This window comes from Kitasatospora sp. NPDC093550 (assembly GCF_044764985.1).
Classification (GTDB): domain Bacteria; phylum Actinomycetota; class Actinomycetes; order Streptomycetales; family Streptomycetaceae; genus Kitasatospora.
This window is the reverse complement of the sequence record NZ_JBIWJF010000015.1, coordinates 116,475-131,325: the sequence shown is the minus strand read 5'-3', so window position 1 is coordinate 131,325 and position 14,851 is coordinate 116,475. Positions and strand designations below refer to the sequence as shown.

The 14,851-nt window shown below is 74.6% G+C and carries 12 protein-coding genes; 6 read left to right on the top strand and 6 right to left on the bottom strand.

The features are described 5' to 3' along the window. Positions 1–87 precede the first annotated feature (87 nt). The 3 genes from ACIRD3_RS24345 to lanKC all read right to left on the bottom strand — a co-directional run bounded on the left by ACIRD3_RS24345 (position 88) and on the right by lanKC (position 3,208). Positions 88–204, bottom strand: coding sequence for a SapB/AmfS family lanthipeptide (locus ACIRD3_RS24345; RefSeq protein WP_402220264.1), 117 nt, complete (start codon positions 202–204; stop codon positions 88–90). A gap of 82 nt (positions 205–286) precedes the next feature. Then, entirely contained in the window at positions 287–403 is a 117-nt protein-coding gene (locus tag ACIRD3_RS24340) for a SapB/AmfS family lanthipeptide (RefSeq protein WP_189913033.1), read from the bottom strand. A 192-nt stretch (positions 404–595) separates the two neighbouring features. Then, positions 596–3,208: a class III lanthionine synthetase LanKC gene (gene lanKC, locus ACIRD3_RS24335; RefSeq protein WP_402220261.1), complete on the bottom strand. Its 2,613-nt coding sequence runs from the start codon at positions 3,206–3,208 to the stop codon at positions 596–598. A 477-nt stretch (positions 3,209–3,685) separates the two neighbouring features. Here lanKC and ACIRD3_RS24330 point away from each other — a divergent pair, with 477 nt between their 5' ends. Continuing rightward, a complete protein-coding gene (locus tag ACIRD3_RS24330; RefSeq protein WP_402220259.1) occupies positions 3,686–4,387 on the top strand; it encodes an ABC transporter ATP-binding protein in 702 nt (233 codons plus the stop codon). A gap of 4 nt (positions 4,388–4,391) precedes the next feature. Then, positions 4,392–6,929: an FtsX-like permease family protein gene (locus ACIRD3_RS24325; RefSeq protein ID WP_402220257.1), complete on the top strand. Its 2,538-nt coding sequence runs from the start codon at positions 4,392–4,394 to the stop codon at positions 6,927–6,929. A 52-nt stretch (positions 6,930–6,981) separates the two neighbouring features. On the opposite strand, the gene ACIRD3_RS24320 is transcribed toward ACIRD3_RS24325, so the two are convergent. Beyond that, positions 6,982–8,253, bottom strand: coding sequence for a histidine kinase (locus ACIRD3_RS24320; protein ID WP_402220254.1), 1,272 nt, complete (start codon positions 8,251–8,253; stop codon positions 6,982–6,984). Positions 8,254–9,508: 1,255 nt separating this feature from the next. Here ACIRD3_RS24320 and ACIRD3_RS24315 point away from each other — a divergent pair. Together ACIRD3_RS24315 and ACIRD3_RS24310 are read left to right on the top strand one after the other, a co-directional pair. After that, positions 9,509–10,297: an alpha/beta fold hydrolase gene (locus tag ACIRD3_RS24315; protein ID WP_402220251.1), complete on the top strand. Its 789-nt coding sequence runs from the start codon at positions 9,509–9,511 to the stop codon at positions 10,295–10,297. 71 nt (positions 10,298–10,368) lie between these two features. Beyond that, positions 10,369–10,986, top strand: coding sequence for an RraA family protein (locus ACIRD3_RS24310; protein ID WP_402220249.1), 618 nt, complete (start codon positions 10,369–10,371; stop codon positions 10,984–10,986). 22 nt (positions 10,987–11,008) lie between these two features. Here ACIRD3_RS24310 and ACIRD3_RS24305 read toward each other — a convergent pair whose 3' ends face one another. Further along, positions 11,009–11,833, bottom strand: a complete 825-nt coding sequence (locus tag ACIRD3_RS24305; protein ID WP_402220246.1) for an isocitrate lyase/phosphoenolpyruvate mutase family protein — start codon at positions 11,831–11,833, stop codon at positions 11,009–11,011. 110 nt (positions 11,834–11,943) lie between these two features. On the opposite strand from ACIRD3_RS24305, the gene ACIRD3_RS24300 reads away from it, so the two are divergent. Further along, entirely contained in the window at positions 11,944–12,951 is a 1,008-nt protein-coding gene (locus tag ACIRD3_RS24300) for a winged helix-turn-helix domain-containing protein (protein WP_402220244.1), read from the top strand. Between the two features lie 192 nt (positions 12,952–13,143). After that, positions 13,144–13,818, top strand: coding sequence for a Crp/Fnr family transcriptional regulator (locus tag ACIRD3_RS24295; protein ID WP_030288117.1), 675 nt, complete (start codon positions 13,144–13,146; stop codon positions 13,816–13,818). A gap of 116 nt (positions 13,819–13,934) precedes the next feature. Here the strand turns inward: ACIRD3_RS24295 and ACIRD3_RS24290 are convergent, their stop codons facing one another. Continuing rightward, the gene (locus ACIRD3_RS24290; RefSeq protein WP_402220242.1) at positions 13,935–14,768 is read right to left on the bottom strand and encodes an MBL fold metallo-hydrolase; all 834 of its coding nucleotides are present in this window, start codon (positions 14,766–14,768) and stop codon (positions 13,935–13,937) included. Between the last annotated feature and the right edge of the window lie 83 nt (positions 14,769–14,851).

The window sequence follows — 14,851 nt, the reverse complement described above, 5'->3', positions numbered from 1 at the left end:
CGGGCCGTGAAGCGCGCCGGCCTTCCAGTCCTGGGCGGGATCCCGCCCAGGACCGGAAGGCCTAGCCGCCTAGTGCTTCAGTCGGCGTCAGTTACACCACAGCCAGCTGGAGTTCGAGCAGTCGGTGCTCTTTCCGCTGTCCATGGGAGCCAGCTCCTCGGCCTCGGCCGGAAGCTCCATCGCCTGCAGGTCAAGCAGAGCCATGATCCTGTCCCCTCTCTCTCGTGTGCCGTGCGGTGGTCGGTGCAGCCGTGCGCGGGTGTACCGACCCGACCTGGAGGTCAGGTCAGTTGCACCACAGCCAGCTGGAGTTCGAGCAGTCGGTGCTCTGGCCGCTACCCATGGGGGCCAGCTCCTCGGCTTCGGCGGGCAGCTCCATCGTCTGCAGGTCAAGCAGCGCCATGGTTCTCTTCCTTTCCACTGGTGCCGGTTCCGCCCTCGCGGGCGGGCACCCCTCCGGGAGCGGAGGGGCAGTCTGTGGGGGCGCACGGGCGTGCGTCGGTTCGGGCGGCGCGCGCCCGTGCGCCGGTCGGGGGAGGCGAGCACGACTCGGGGAGTCCGGGCCCGGCAGGTCCGGGCTCAGGGGGTCCGGGGCTCAGGGGGTCCGGGCCGGCCCGAGGAACGGCAGGTGGACCGGGGTGTCGCCGAGCGCCGCGCCGAGGGCGAGCAGAACGCCCGCCGAGCCGGTGCCGAGGTCCATCGACAGCCGGAGCAACTGCTCACCGGGGTAGGCGAGTTGCCCCTGGTAGGCGAGCGCGTGCAGGGAGAACGCCCTGATCTGCGCCACCACGTCCGGGTCGTCGGCCGGCTGCGGGTGCCGGGAGGTCTCGACGAGGTGCTGCAGGATGCCCGCCCGGCCGTTGAACAGGCCGGACAGCACGTAGTGCTCGGACTGCGAGGAGATCCGCACGCCGTCGGCGGCGACCCGGAACCGCTCGTCCTCGCGGTGCGCGAGGTAGCGCTCCAGGACGATCCCGAGGCCCGCACTGCCGGTCGCCAGGTAGGGCATCGAGCGCCAGCCCTCGTTGACGTGGAGCGCGCCGTCCTCGCGGGTCACGCAGCGGCGCAGGTCCTGCCGCAGGGCGGTGGCGGCCAGGTCCAGGTAGGCCTGGTCGCCGGTCCGCTCGTACAGCCGGACGAACATCAGGGCCGGCCCGGCCGATCCCCGCATCAGCCCGGCGTGCGGGTGGCGCCCGCCGCTGGTCCCGGCCACGTCCTCGGCGCCGCCGAGCTGTCCGGCCACCAGGTCGGCGGCCCGGACGGCGGCCTCGTGCAGCGTGGACTCGCCGGTGGCGTCGGCGAAGTGCGCGAGGTTGAGCGCGAGGCCCGACAGGCCGCTCTGCAGGTCGGTGCCCAGGCGCTCCCAGCCCTCGGCGAGGCAGAGCTCCAGGACCTTCAGCGCCTCGGCGCGGTGGCCGAGCCGGTCGAGCACGTACGCCACGCCGTGCAGGCCGTCGTAGAAGCCCAGCCGGGCCCGGGCGTCCTTGCGCAGGGCGCGGTCCAGCAGCCACTGCTCGTGCTGCGGGTAGCGGCCGGCGCCGGTCGCTTCCAGCGCGTAGAGCACTCCGGCGGCGCCGTGGGCGAGGTTGAGCCCGCCGGTGCTGAACTGCTCGACGTCGCCGGGGAACAGTCGGTCGTCGCGGTCGGGGGTGGCGCTCGCCAGGATGGCGCCGGCCAGCGAGTCACGGGTGGCGGTCCAGGCGGAGCGGTCGGGTGTCGGCAGCGGCAGGGCCGCCGGGTCGAAGACCGTCGCCGAGGTCCCGGTGGAGGGAACGGCGGGCCGGTCGGACCCGTCCGCCGGGCCGAGGATGTCCCGTACCGCGGCGTCGAGGAACTCGCGCGGCACCGGGAAGCGCTCGGCGATCTCGTCGGCCAGGTGCCGCGCCTTGCCGAGGCTCTGGCGCAGCATCGCGGTCAGCGGCATGAACATCGCCAGCCGGATGCAGCCCAGGGCGTAGCGGTCGACGGCGAAGCCGGTCCGGTCGCGCGGCGCCGCGTAGGCGGGGTTGCCGAGCGCGGGCTTGGCCCGCTCCTCCACCGGGGAGGCGACCTCGTAGTCGATCAGCGCGACGCTGCCGTCCGGGCGGACCATCACGTTGAACGGGTGCAGGTCGCCGAAGACGACGCCCCGCCCGTGCACCGCCTCGACCGCCTCCTCGACGGCCCGGCAGATGCCGAGCGCCCAGTCCGTGTACCCGGCGATCTCGGCCCGGTCCGTCCGCGCGCCGTTGTACGGGTAGCGGCGGCCGAAGAACTTGTTCAGCGGCTGGCCGTCCAGGAACTCCTCGACCAGGAAGTGGTGGTCGCCGACCACGAAGTAGTCGATCACCTTCGGCACGACGCTCAGCCCGGCGAGGCGTTCGAGGATGACCCGCTCGTGCCGGAGCCGCTCGACGGCGTCCTTCCCGTCGTTGGTCAGTCCCGCGTAGGCCCGGGCCTCCTTGAGCACGATCTTCGCGCCGGTGCGGGTGTCCACACCGGTGTAGAGGCCGCCGCCGTTGGAGAAGTGCAACGCCCGTTCGATCCGGTACGGCAGGTTCTCCACCGTCTCCCGCTTGCGGGCGGCCAGCTGCGGGGCCAGGAACTCCGGCAGCTCCACCCACTCCGGGACGTGGAACACCGGCTCGCGCTTGTCCGGCAGCAGCGTGCCGTCCGGCGCCTCGATGGCCTGGACCAGAGCGCCCTGCTCGGAGACCGTGTGCCGCTCGGCGAAGCCGCCGTACCGCACGTAGAGCGGTCCCTCGTTCCAGCGCAGGTCGCTCAGGATGTACGGACCGGCCTCACCGCCGATACGCCCGTCCAGTGCGTCCAGCGCGGCCTTCAGCTGGGCCTCGTCGCGCGGGTAGATCGTGACGAGCTTTCCGCTGGCGCCCCGGTGCGCGTACTTCATGTTCCGGGTCTGCAGGATGTGCCGGCCGGAGAGGTGCTTGAAGGGGATGCGCTCGGCGTGGCAGTACTCCGCCACCGCGTCGAGGATCCGGTCGGCGTTCTGCTGCCGGCCCGAGGTGTGGATCTTCCAGCCCTGCTTCGGCAGCGGCTCGCCGCCCTCGGGGCGGTACACCACCCAGTCGCCGTGCGGGATCCTGCTCCAGCCCTCGGGGACCGGCCGGCCGGAGAGGGCGAAGTCGAGGCCCTCCTCCTTCAGCCCGGCGGGCGAGTCGAAGAACGTCGGATCGGCCATGCAGAACACGTCGTAATTCTTGGACATTCGCCACCCCCGTGACTTCTTCGCGTCAACGTCGAACGGATCAGAATGACGTGGAATAAGAATCGGCGGAACCCTCGGCCGAAGCCATCGGACGGGCCGGTGCGACGCCGGACGCCGATACCGGGGCATTTCGGTGGCCCGAACTCCCGGCGGTCCGTGTTTGATTACTTCGAACAAGGTCGATCCTTGCACCCGAACGGGACTTTGGCCACGCCGTACTCCATGGAATGCCCCATGCGATTCGCATGGGTCCGACCGTGGATTGCCCATCCCGCAGGCCTCCGGCCCCCTCGGACGGCCCCGCCCGGCCGTTCGCCCGTTACGCCGGTGTGCGGATTTGGCTAGGCTGGCCGGCGATAAGGGGCAGGGCGGCGCATCGAGGAGGGGATTCCCGTTTTCTCGCGGACTGCGGATTCCGGCGATCCGGAACAGGCCCATTCCGTTTCCGAGCCGGACCCGGCGGTCCGGCTCGACGGGGTGACCAAGGTGTACGGGCAGGGGGCGGGCGCCGTGCACGCCCTGCGCGGGGTGTCGATGGAGTTCCGGCGCGGCGGGTTCACCGCCGTCATGGGGCCGTCCGGCTCCGGGAAGAGCACCTTCCTGCACTGCGCCGCCGGACTCGACCGGCCGAGCTCCGGGCAGGTCCGGCTGGCCGGCCGGGACCTGGCGGGGCTGAAGCCGAACGAGCTGACGGTCCTGCGCCGGCAGCGGATCGGCTTCGTCTTCCAGGCCTTCAACCTCCTGCCTTCGCTGACGGTCGAGCAGAACATCACCCTGCCGCTGCGGTTGGCCGGGCGCCGGGCGGACAAGGCCTGGCTGGCGGAGATCGTCGAACGGACCGGTCTGACCACGCGGGTGCGGCACCTGCCGACCCAGCTGTCCGGCGGCCAGCAGCAGCGGGTGGCGATCGCCCGGGCCCTGGTCACCCGGCCCGAGGTGGTCTTCGCGGACGAGCCCACCGGCGCCCTGGACAGCGCCACCGGGAGCGAGGTCCTGCGGCTGCTGCGACACGTGGTGGACGGACTGGGCCAGACCGTGATCATGGTGACCCACGACCCGGTCGCCGCCTCCTACGCGGACCGGGTCTACTTCCTGGCCGACGGCAGCTTCGCCGAGGTCCTGGACGGGCCCACGCCCGAACGGGTCGCCGAGCGGATGACCCTCCTGGGAAGGCGCTGACGACATGCTCCTGCTGGCCTGGCAGACGGTGCGCGCCCGGAAGGCGGGCTTCGCCGGAGCCTTCACCGCGCTCGCCTTCGCCCTCGTCCTGACCGTGGGCTGCGGGGTCCTGCTGGAGTCCGCCCTGCGCGCCGGCACGCCCACCGAGCGCTACGCGGCGGCCCCGGTCGTGGTCGGCGACTCGACCCGGATCGCCGACGCCGGACCGCTGGTCACCCGGCTCGCCGCGCTGCCCGGCGTCGCGGCCGCCGTCCCGGAGGTCTCCTTCCCGGCGGCGGTGATCACCGCGGACGGCACGGTCCTGTCCGGCCCGCAGGGCGGCGCCTCGCTCGGGCACTCCTGGGCGAGCGCGGTGCTCGCGCCGTTCCGGCTGACCGCCGGCCGCGCCCCGGCCGGTCCCGACGAGGTGGTCCTGGACGCCGCCACCGCCGCCCGCGCCGGGGTCACGGCCGGGGGCACCGTCCGGCTGGCCACCACCGAGGCGCCGCGCGACTACACCGTGGCCGGACTCGCCTCGCCGGCACGGGAGTCGTCGCGCCAGAGCGCGCTCTTCTTCAGCCCCGAACGGGCCGCCCGGCTCGCCGGGACGGCGACCGGCGCGGACGCCGTCGGCCTGACCCTCAAGGACGGGGCCGATCCCCGCGAGGCGGCCGAGCTGGCCCGGCAGGCGCTGGCCGCGGCCGGGCCGCAGACCGGCGCGGAGTACGCGTCCGGACCCCGGGCGCGCACCGGGGACGAGCGCGGCGAGCTGGAGTTCTCCGGCACGCCCGGGCCCGGCGACGGACTCTCCTCACTCGCCGGGACGATGGGCGTGCTCTCGCTGTTCGTCTCGGTCTTCGTGGTGGCCGGTGCGCTCGCGCTCTCCGTCCAGCAACGGATGCGCGAGATGGCCCTGCTGCGGGCGATCGGCGCCACCACCGGGCAGGTGCGGCGGATGGTCGCGGCCGAGACGCTGGTGCTGGCCCTCGCCGCGGCGGTCGTCGGCGTCCCGCTCGGGATCGGCCTCGCGGCGGTGCTGCGCGGGGCACTGGTGGACCGCGGGGTGGTCAGCTCGGACGTACCGCTGCACATCGGACCGACCGCCCCGCTGATCGTCCTCGGCGGTGTCCTCGTCACCGCACAGCTGGCCGTCTGGGCCGCCGCGCGCCGGGCCTCCCGGGTCGAGCCCACCCAGGCGCTGCGCGACTCGGCCGCGCCGCCGCCCGGCATCGGGTGGATCCGGACCGGCCTCGGCCTGGTGACGCTCGCCGTGTGCGGCGTGGTGCTGGCCGGCTCGACGGACAGCCGCAGCGGGGTCGGTACGGCCGAGGGCATGGTGTTGGTGCTGCTGCTCGGGGTCGCGCTGATCGGGCCGCTGATCGGCCGGGTCGCCAGTACGGCGATCGGCGGGCCGGTGGGGCGGCTCTTCCCGATCGCCGGGTTCCTCGCCTCCGCCGCCCTGCGGGCCCAGCCCCGGCGCTTCGCCGCCGCCGTCACCCCGCTGGTGCTGGCGGTGTCCTTCACCGGCACGGTGCTGTTCGTCCCGGTCGTCAAGGCGCAGGCCAACGTGGCCGAGGACGGCCGGCGGCTGCTGGCCGACCACGTGGTCCAGGCTCGCGGCATCGGCCTGCCGCCGGAATTCGCCGACTCGGTACGGAAGTTGCCGGGTGTCGAGGCGGCCGGCGCGCTGGTGTCCAGCTTCATCACGGTGTCCGGCGGCTCCTCGGACACCGGCGGCGAGCACGGGGTGGACGCCCGGATCGTCGACCCGCAGGGTCTGGAGCGGCTGGTCGACCCCGGGGTGACGGCCGGCTCGCTGGACCGGCTGCGGGGCGCGAGCATCGCGCTCGGGCAGCGGACGGCCTCCCGCCTCAAGGTCGACGTCGGCGCCACCGTCCGGATCCACTGGGAGGACGGCAGCGAGGGCACCGCCACGGTCACGGCCGTCTACGACCGCGACGCCCGGTTCGCCGACGCGCTGCTGCCCACCGGCTTCGCCGCCGCCCACGCACCGGACCCGCTCGCGTCGACCGTGCTGGTCCGCTCCGCCCCCGGCGCCGACCCCCGGCAGGTGGACCAGGGGCTCCGGGGCCTCACCGCGGCCTATCCGATGGCCCGCCCGGCCACCCGGGCCGACTACGACGAGGCCCGCCGGCACCAGCAGGAGGCGGCCACCGCGGTCGGCCGGCTGCTGCTCGGCATGATCAGCCTGTTCACCGCCATCGCCGTGGTCAACACCCTGGTGATGGCCACCAGCGAGCGGCTGCGCGAGTTCGCGCTGCTGCGGCTGGTGGGCACCACCGACCGGCAGGTGCTGCGGATGATGGCCTGGGAGGGCGGGATCACCGTCGCCGTGGCGCTCGCCCTCGGCGCGGCCGTCACCGCCGCCGTGCTGGTCCCGGTCAGCCTGGCGCTCACCGGCACGGCCTGGCCCTCGCTGCCCGGGAGTTGGGAGGCCGCGGTGCTGGGCGGGGCGGCGTTGCTGGGGGTGGGCACCGTACTGCTGACCACCCGGCTGGCGCTGCGCAGGGAACCGGTCGAGGCGATGGGGGTGCGCGAGTAGCGGGGAGCGGGGACGGCGGGCGGGCCGTGCGCCCCGACGGTGTCGGGCCTCCTCAGGCGGCGTTGGAGGCCCTCGCGACCCGCGCCGCCCGGGCCTTCGCCCCCCGGGCGGCCGAGGCCTCGACGACCGCCGCGAGGTGGAACCAGCCGGAGCCGTCCCGCTCCGCGGTCAGGCGGCCGCCGACGGCCAGCAGCCGTTCGGTGAGGTTCTCGATGCCGTGGCCGCCACCCGCGGCCACTTCGCCGCCACCCGCGGCCGCTTCGCCGTCCGGCGCGGGCTGTTCGCCCTCCGCCGGGGCTCCGTCGTTGGAGACCACCAGGCTCACCGTGCCCAGGGCGTCCCGTCGGGCCCGGATCTCGCAGTGCCGGGGCACGCTGTGCCGCAGCATGTTGGTGACCGCCTCCCGCACCACGGTGGCCAGCACCGTGTCCAGTTCCGGGCGGAGCACCCCGCAGTCCAGGTCGACCTCGGCGCTGATCCCGGCCGCCCGCAGCGCCGAAACGGCCGAACGGGACTCCCGGGCCAGGGACATCTGGTGGTCGCCGCTGGAGATCCACCGGGTGTCCGACATCGCCTGACGCACCATCACCAGCACCTCGGAGATCTCCGCGCGGGCCCGCTTCGGGTCCTCCAGGGCCAGCCGCTCGGCCAGTTGGCACTTCAGCGCGGCCACCGAGAGGCTGTAGCCGAGCAGGTCGTGCAGGTCGCGCGCGAAGCGCAGCCGCTCCTGGTCCACCGCTCGCTCCGCCAGCTCCGTCCGGGCCGCCCGCAACTCGGCGGTCAGATCGGCGAGTCGGGCCACGCCGTACACCACGATGCCGCCCACGGCGGCGGAGACGACGGCGTTGACGCACTGGCCGAAGTTCCCGTCCAGGGCCGCGCAGACCGGCCACTGGCCCGCCACCAGGACGGCGAAGAGGATCCAGGAGCGGGGCGCGGCGACGGTCAGCAGCACCGACCCGGCGAAGGACCCGGGGATGCCGACCCAGGAGCCGTCGAACACCAGGAACGGCAGGTAGGTGAGCATCCCGTGGGCGTACAGGCTCCACGGCCACCAGAGCCGCTCCGGCCGCCACGCGACGGTGTGCGCGATCTGGAAGCCGAGCAGCAGCAACAGGACGACCACGGCGGACAGTTGGTACGCCAGGCCGTCGTGGTTGCGGACGGTGGCCACCACCGAGGCGACGAAGAAGCCGACGGCCACCATGACCACGATGCCCCGGGTGAGTCTCGACAGGGGGTCGCCGCCCGCCAGGGGCGCCCGGAGCCCGCCCGGCCGCCACGGGTGACGATCACCGTCGAGTCGGTACGCGCTGTGCCCCAAGGTGAGCTCCCGGTGGACGATGTGACCCGTCGTCGGCCTGCGGGAGCCGACGCGCACGCGGCGCGACCCCCGTGCGCCTCATCCAGAGCATAGTTCCCGTCGGCAATCCTCCGTTGACAATCCGTCATTGACCGGAATCGGTGGAGTTCACCCGCCCGTCGACCGCCACCGGACCGATCGCAATCGCCGTCCATTTCCCGAACTTGCGGAATTGCCCGGCGCACTGCACCTCGCCGGGCAATCCGCCGGAGCGGCCGCGGACACGGTTCAGCGATCGGATTCGGCCAGGTCCAGGACGAAGGCGGGAACATCCACCGTGCCCCAACCACTCGCCGTGTCGAATCCCACACCGGCGCCGCATCCGGGAACTCCGCCGCAGTCATTGCGGCCCTCCGTGACATCGGTGATTCCGGCCGCCGCACCGCGCGGACCGATCCGGTACAGCCGGGGTCGAGGGAGCCGAGCCGGCCGCCGTGCCGCTGGACCGCGAGGGCCGCCACCCCCGCGAACAGGGCCGCGGACTGGGAGCTGCCGCGGGAGCCCTGCATGGTGATGTCGGGGATCGACCGGCCGCCACCCGTCGCACCGCCGCCGCCCCTCGCGCTCTCCCCGCCCGCCGCCCGCCGCCCGCCGCCCGCCGCCCGCCGCCCGGCACCGAACGCTGCCGCCCCGGCCCGCGGCAGTGCTCGGCGTTCACGCCGGGGTCCGTGCAGGACGACGCCTTCCCCAGCGGCTCGTACGTCCGGATGTCCGCCGCCGGCAATCCGTAGGCCCGGTCGTACTGCTCGATGAATTCCGGCAGTCCGGGATCTCCGAAGGAAACCAGGACGCCGACCCTCACGCCTTTTCCGGTGATTCCGCGCTGCCACAGTTCCGCGGCCTTGTACGGCACCTCGACGGACGGCTCCCGCGCCGGTCCGGCCGTCGCGGAATCCTCCCGTGTCGCGGCCGAACCGGGCCGGGCCGCACCGAGCAGAATTCCGCAGAGCACCGGGAATATGACGGCGGTCCGGCGCCAAGAGGCGGTGCGACGATGTGTCGGATCCGTTCCCACGTCCACGCTCTCCCCTTGTCGTCGAGGGCTCCTCGCGCCTCGTGATCCGGTTCGAGCGGGCGGAGGTCACGGCCCCGCGGCGGGATCGTGGGTGATCCACGGGCGGTGCGGTGGAAAAAATCCCCGACGGGAGCGATGAGTTCCGCGGCGGGCCCCGGTCTACCCCTGTGACCGGCCCGACCGACGACAGAAGGAACTCCCATGAGCACCGTGGTCTCCACCGACGGCACCACCCTCGCCTGCACCGTGACCGGCTCCGGCCCGGCGGTCGTCCTGGTGGACGGGGCGATCACCCACCGCGCCTTCGACCCCGGCGTCGCGATCGCCGAGCAGCTCTCGGCGCACCACACCGTGTGGGCCTACGACCGGCGCGGCCGCGGCGGCAGCGGGGACACCGCGCCGTTCGCGGTGGAGCGCGAGATCGAGGACCTGGCCGCCGTGATCGCGGCCGCCGGTGGCTCCGCCGCCGTCTTCGGCATCTCCTCGGGCGCCGCGCTCGCGCTGCGGGCCGCCGCCGCGGGCACCGACATCAGCCGACTCGCCGTCTACGAGCCGCCGTTCAGCACCGGGGACGGGCAGCGCGCCCGCTTCGTCGGGTACGTCGCCGAGTTGGAGGCGGCGCTCGCCGAAGGGCGTCGCGGGGACGCCGTCGAGGCCTTCATGACCTTCGTCGGAATGCCCGCGGAGGCGGTGGACGGGATGCGCGCCGCCCCGGTGTGGCCGCTGTTCGAGGCGGTCGCGCCGAGCCTGGCGTACGACGCGGCGGCGCTCGGCGCGCGGACCGGCGCGCCCGTCCCGGTCGACCTGCTGGCCGGGATCACCGTGCCGACCCTGGTGCTGGACGGCGGCGCCAGCCCGGAGCTGCTGCGGGCGCCCTCCGCCGCGGTGGCCGAGGCCGTGCCGGGCGCCGAGTACCGGACGCTGGCCGACCAGACCCACGACGTGGCGGCCGAGGCGCTGGTCCCGCAGCTGGTGACGTTCTTCGCCTGACTCCCCCGGTGCGGGCAGGCCGAAGGCGAGTCCTAGTCTTCCGGGAACGGAGGAACGGAGAACGAGGAAGCATGGACACGGACTTCACGGACATTCCCACCACCACCCTGGCCGACGTCCTGGGCCGGGCGCAGGTCATGGACACCGGACTGCGCCCGCTCTGGACCGGGATGCCCCGGGTGGCCGGCCCGGCGTTCACCGTGCAGTGCCCGCCCGGCGACAACCTGATGCTGCACGCCGCGATCCACCGGGCCGAGCCCGGCTCGGTGATCGTGGTCGAGTCCGGCGACCTGGACTACGCGCTGGCCGGCGGCAACGTGTGCGCCGTGGCGCAGCGCCGGGGCGTGGCGGCCTTCGTGGCCGACGGCCTGATCCGGGACCTCGGTGAGGTGCGGGAGCTGGGCTTCCCGGTCTTCGCCCGCGGGGTGATCCCGATTCCCGGGGCGAAGAAGGCGCTGGGCACGCACGGCGCCGTGGTGCGCTGCGGCGGCGTGCTGGTGGCGGCCGGCGACATCGTGGTGGCCGACGAGGAGGGCGTCGTGGTGGTGCCCGCCGCCGAGCGCGACCGGGTGCTGGAGGCGGCCCGGGCGAAGCTGGCCAAGGAGGCCGCCCAGAGCCTGGACGCGTGGGAGGCGGAGCACCGCGAGCGGATCGAGCGGGCCCTCGCCGAGGTGGGCTTCCAGGGCTGACGGGCGCCTCCTCGCCGGCCGGTCAGCCCCGGTACAGCCCGTCCAGCTCGCCGTAGCCGAGCGCCCCGTCGAGCTCCGTCAGCGTTCCGGCGCCGAGCAGCTCGGCGGCGGCGCGGCGGGCCGCGGTGTACGCGAGCTGGGCGAGGCCGGTGCCGATGCTGACGCGCCGCACCCCCGTGGCGGCGAGTTCGGCGACGGTCGGCCCGCCGGGGACGGCCATCGCGTTGACCGGCAGCGTCGAGCGCTCGCACAGCTCGGTGAGGGCGTCGAGGTCCAGCAGCCCGGGGACGAACAGGCCGTCGGCACCCGCCTCGGCGTAGGCCTCGGCCCGGACCAGGACCTCGTCCAGCCCGCCCAGCCCGAACAGGACGACATCCGTGCGGGCGTTGACCACCAGCTCGGGCAGCCCGGCCGCGTCCGCCGCGGTACGGGCCGCGCGCAGCCGCTCGGCCTGCTCGGCCACCGGGAACAGCGGACCGCCGACGGCCGTGGAGTCCTCCAGGTTGACGCCGGCCGCACCGACGCCGACCAGGGCGGTCACCGTCCCGGCCACGTCGGCGGGCAGCGGCCCGTAGCCGCCCTCGGCGTCGACGGTGACCGGCAGATCCACCGCCGCGACGATCCGACGGGCCGCCTCGACCGCCGCCGCCCGGTCGAGCCGCTGGCCGTCCCCGTGCCCGAGCGACCAGGAGACGCCGCCGCTGGTGGTGGCGACCGCCGGGGCGCCGGCCGAGGCGATCACGGCTGCGCTGCCCGCGTCCCAGGCGTTGGGCAGGACGAGCACGCCGTCCGCGACCAGCTCGCGCAGCCGCAGCGCCCGCGCACGGGACTCGGGAGTGGTGGACATGGGTGTCACCGGCTTTCGTACGGATCGGTGGGGACGCAGGCATCCTGCGCGCCGGTCCGCCGCCCCACCAGTGATTAAGCTGAGGCCGAATCTTCCGCGGAGGGGGCCGGATGCGGACCGAACTGAACTTCTCCACCCAGGACTTGGCGCTGACCCGGTTCGCCGTCTCGCCGATGCAGGAGGTGGTGACCAGCCTGCGCGCCCTGGCCCACTCCCCCGTCCCGGCGCTGCACCGGCCCTGGGCCGGGCAGGTCCGCGAGCGGCTGGCCGCCGCCGGTCCGGCCCTGGAGCGGCTGACCGCCCTGGTGCCGCCCACCGGCCACCTGCCGGACTTCCTCAACCCCGCCCCGGCCGGCTTCGCCCCGACCCTCACCGAGGAGCTGGCCGCGATCACCGCCACCGGCGCCGATCAGGTCCGGGCCGACCTCGACATCCTGGCCGCCGAGGCCGGCGGCCGGCTGCCGGCCGTCCTCGACCCGCTGTACCGCGACCCGGCCGCGCAGCTGCCCCGGCTGGCCGCCGACCTCCGGGCCTACTGGGAGCCGGCGCTCGCCCCGTACTGGGCCCGGATCCGCGCGCTGCTCGCCGCGGACGTCCTGCACCGCTCCCGGCAGGCCGCCGAGCACGGCACCGCGCGGATGCTGGACGGGCTGCACGACACCGTCCGCTGGGACGGCTCCGCGCTGCGGCTGGAGCAGCGGCACTGCGCGGTCACCCGGCTGACCGCCGGGGCCGGGCTGCTGCTCCTGCCCTCGGCCTTCGCCTGGCCGAAGGTGCTCACCCGGGTGCTGTCGCCCGATCCGCCGCAGCTGATCTACCCGGCGCGCGGCACGGCCACCCTGTGGGAGCGCCGGCCGGGCGCAACGGACCGGATCGACGCGCTGGGCGGCGTCCTCGGGCGCTCCCGCGCCCGGCTGCTGGCCGAGCTGGACTCCCCCGGCTCCACCACCGAGCTGGCTCACCGCACCGGACTGTCCCCGGCCGGCGTGTCGCAGCACCTCACCGCCCTGCGCACGGCGGGCCTGACCAGCGCACACCGCGCGGGACACGCCGTCGTCCACGCCCGTACGGCGGTCGGCGATTCCCTGTTCGACCAGGACGGACAGCCGTTCGAGTAGGACCTGCCCGGGGGCTCCCGGCGAGCGCCCCGCCCGATGACCCGCCGGTACGAATGGCCCCGCACGGCACACCTCGGCACACCCCCTCCTCATATGATCGGAGCGACATGCGCCATGCTTGGTGATGCAGAACACTGAACGGAACTTGCGCCGGACGGCCCACCCGCCGGACGGCCGAGAAGGAGGAAGCACGTGGACGACGTTCTGCGGCGCGCCGCACTCTTCGCGGCACTCGACGACGAACAGGCCGGCGAGCTGCGCGCTTCCATGACCGAGGTCACCCTCGCCCGTGGGGAGTCGCTGTTCCACGAGGGCGACCCGGGCGACCGGCTGTACGTCGTCGCGGAGGGCAAGGTCAAGCTGCACCGCGCCTCCCCGGACGGCCGCGAGAACATGCTGGCCGTCCTCGGCCCCAGCGAGATGATCGGCGAGCTGTCGCTGTTCGACCCGGGCCCGCGCACCGCGACCGCCAGCGCGCTGACCGAGGTCAAGCTGCTCGGCCTGGGCCACGGCGACCTGCAGCCCTGGCTGCACGCCCGCCCCGAGGTCTCCATCGCGCTGCTGCGGGCCATCGCCCGCCGCCTGCGCCGGACCAACGACGTGATGTCCGACCTGGTCTTCTCCGACGTGCCCGGCCGCGTCGCCAAGGCCCTGCTGGACCTCTCCCGCCGCTTCGGCGTGCAGTCCGAGGAGGGCATCCACGTCGCCCACGACCTCACCCAGGAGGAGCTGGCCCAGCTGGTCGGCGCCTCCCGCGAGACGGTCAACAAGGCGCTCGCCGACTTCGCCGGCCGCGGCTGGCTGAAGCTGGAGGCGCGGGCGGTGGTCCTGCTGGACGTCGAGCGGCTGTCCCGCCGCTCGCGCTGACGCGCCGCGCGGCCGCACCGCGCACCACGCCGAAGGGCCCGTCCGTACGGACGGGCCCTTCGGCGTCGACGCCCCCGGTCGCGGGGGGGCGGCCCGGTCGCGGAGGGCGGCCCGGATCAGTCGCCGTCCGGGATCAGCCCGTGCTCCGCCAGGTAGTCCAGCTGGGCCCGGACGGACAGCTCCGCGGCCGGCCAGAGCGCCCGGTCCACGTCGGCGTAGACCCGCGCCACCACCTCGGGGGCGGTCCGGCAGCCCGACTCGACCGCGGTCTCCACCTGGGCGAGCCGGGTGGCCCGGTGCGCCAGGTAGTAGTCGACCGCGCCGAGCGCGTCCGCGAGCACCGGGCCGTGGCCCGGCAGCACGGTCCGCACGCCGTGGTGGGAGGCCATCGTGTGCAGCCGGCGCAGCGAGTCCAGGTAGTCGCCGAGCCGCCCGTCGGGGTGGGCGACCATCGTGGTGCCGCGGCCCAGCACGGTGTCGCCGGTGAGGATCGAGCCGTCCGCCGGCAGGTGGAAGGTCAGGGAGTCCGAGGTGTGGCCGGGGGTGGCCACCACCCGCAGGTCCAGGCCGCCGACGTCCAGGCGCTGGCCGCCGACCAGGCCCTCGGAGCCCAGCCGGTGCGCCGGGTCCAGGGCCCGGACCTCGGTGCCGGTGAGTTCGGCGAACCGGGCCGCACCCTCGGAGTGGTCGGCGTGGCCGTGGGTGAGCAGGGTCAGCGCGATCCGCTTGCCGCGCTCCTCGGCCAGGTCGATCACCCGGCGCAGGTGCTCCTCGTGCAGCGGGCCGGGGTCGATCACCACGGCCAGGTCCGAGCCGGGCTCGGAGAGCAGCCAGGTGTTGGTGCCGTCCAGCGTCATCGGCGACGGGTTCGGCGCCAGCACGCACAGCGCCCGGGCGGTGGCCTCGCCGCCGACGACGGCGGCGGGGTCACCCGGCAGCAGGCCGCTCATGCGCCCACCTCGCTACGCTCGGCAGGCGCTTCGCGCAACGCACACCCCTCGATGACTCGCTCACTCCGCTCGCTCATGCGCCC

Bases quoted from the DNA above. Each gene is read 5' to 3' on its own strand.
- ACIRD3_RS24345 (WP_402220264.1), bottom strand. From the start codon at position 204: ATGGCTCTGCTTGACCTGCAGGCGATGGAGCTTCCGGCCGAGGCCGAG.
- ACIRD3_RS24340 (WP_189913033.1), bottom strand. From the start codon at position 403: ATGGCGCTGCTTGACCTGCAGACGATGGAGCTGCCCGCCGAAGCCGAG.
- lanKC (WP_402220261.1), bottom strand. From the start codon at position 3,208: ATGTCCAAGAATTACGACGTGTTCTGCATGGCCGATCCGACGTTCTTC.
- ACIRD3_RS24325 (WP_402220257.1), top strand. From the start codon at position 4,392: ATGCTCCTGCTGGCCTGGCAGACGGTGCGCGCCCGGAAGGCGGGCTTC.
- ACIRD3_RS24315 (WP_402220251.1), top strand. From the start codon at position 9,509: ATGAGCACCGTGGTCTCCACCGACGGCACCACCCTCGCCTGCACCGTG.
- ACIRD3_RS24310 (WP_402220249.1), top strand. From the start codon at position 10,369: ATGGACACGGACTTCACGGACATTCCCACCACCACCCTGGCCGACGTC.
- ACIRD3_RS24305 (WP_402220246.1), bottom strand. From the start codon at position 11,833: ATGTCCACCACTCCCGAGTCCCGTGCGCGGGCGCTGCGGCTGCGCGAG.
- ACIRD3_RS24300 (WP_402220244.1), top strand. From the start codon at position 11,944: ATGCGGACCGAACTGAACTTCTCCACCCAGGACTTGGCGCTGACCCGG.
- ACIRD3_RS24290 (WP_402220242.1), bottom strand. From the start codon at position 14,768: ATGAGCGGCCTGCTGCCGGGTGACCCCGCCGCCGTCGTCGGCGGCGAG.